The following is a 1,405-nucleotide window of genomic DNA, read 5'->3' as shown; positions in this document are numbered from 1 at the left end:
ATGAGCGGCGGTAGTACGGATCAGTACGAGCCGCCCATCACATCCACCATGGCACGGCAACAGAATGAGATTGATTCACTGCGCCTTCTCGTAGCGCAGCGGAGCCTCTACGCTAAGGCAAAGAGGTGGATGGGCGGCCGATGGATAGGAATGTCAGTTATCGCGATCGCAGCACCGATTTTCGCGCTGCTCCTACCTGCCACCGCGACTGCCGGTGGTGCAATAGCTGCGTTGTGGGCGTTCTTTGGCCGCACAACATTATCTCAGAAGGAGAAAAAAGCCTCCGAAAAGGGGGCTGCCGTTCAGGAATTATTCGACTTCTCAGTCTATGCGATGCCGTCGAGCGGCCGCCGAACGTCTGCCCCTTCGCTTGAAGATATCCATATAATCGCTGGTGATGATAGTGAAGTTCGGAGGCGAGCCGACAAGGAGCGCCTCTTGGACTGGTATCCTTTTGATGTTAATCAGCTGGGGCGAATTTCGGTAGCAATCTGCCAACGAGCCAATGTAACTTATACAGATAGACTTTTGCGATCAACAGCTAATATGTGGATCTCGATTATGACCATCTGGTTCATCATGCTCGCAACAATGAGCGTCCTCCTTAATCTTGAATTTACGACAGTCCTCCTAGGAATAATATTACCCCTCCTCCCTGCGTTCTTGGATATCTACGAGTACTGGAGAAGCATTAAAAAGGCTGCACGCGATCGTCGTGAACTCAGCTACGCCATCGAGGAAAAACTAGACAACAATGCCGCCGATTTGGACAATCAAGACTTGCTGGTGTGGCAGAATGAACTCTTCAACCTAAGGCGCGTAGCTCCACAGGTACCAGATTTCATATATTGGATTAAGCGCAGGAAAAATGAAATGGCGATGAATAATTCCGCACAGCAGATTTCAAATAATATAAACAGAAACGAGGAATAGATATGGCGAAAACAGTAAATTCGGGTTTCACAATCTTTTTGAACAGTATCACACCTTCAGCTTCGGAACGCGCCAAAGCCACATCCCATCGCGCTAGCATTGAGGCTAAACTGGATGCCAAGTTTGGCATCTTCCGAATGTTCGAAACAGGGTCTTTCAAGCATGGCACCGGGGTTAGTGTTCACAGCGATGTCGATTTCTTTGTATCACTAAAATCGAATCAGCCTATTTTGAGTAGCTCGACTCTTACTGCGGTTCGAGACGCTTTAAAGGAACGCTTTCCGACTACATATATACATGCATCAAGACCTGCTGTCGTTCTCGATTTTGGTCAAGGCTACGAGCGTGTCGAAATCATACCGGCGTATTTCCAGGAAAAGCTGGTCGATGGAGCACGTTTCAGAATTCCCGGGGTCGTGGGCGAGTGGCTCGACTCAAGTCCAGAGATTCATGTCAAATACGTTAATGATTG

General features: G+C 48.6%; 2 protein-coding genes. Both read left to right on the top strand.

From position 1 onward, the window contains the following. On the top strand, window positions 1-933 hold a 933-nt coding region (locus ACIQ2D_RS21985; RefSeq protein ID WP_391590591.1), incomplete at its 5' end, for an S-4TM family putative pore-forming effector. Between the two features lie 2 nt (window positions 934-935). Continuing rightward, a partial coding sequence (locus tag ACIQ2D_RS21980; protein ID WP_402867417.1) for an SMODS domain-containing nucleotidyltransferase occupies window positions 936-1,405 on the top strand: 470 nt, incomplete at its 3' end.

Origin of the sequence: Lysinibacillus sp. NPDC097287 (genome assembly GCF_044761695.1) — a bacterium.
Taxonomy (GTDB): domain Bacteria; phylum Bacillota; class Bacilli; order Bacillales_A; family Planococcaceae; genus Lysinibacillus.
This window is presented reverse-complemented; position numbering and strand designations above follow the sequence as displayed.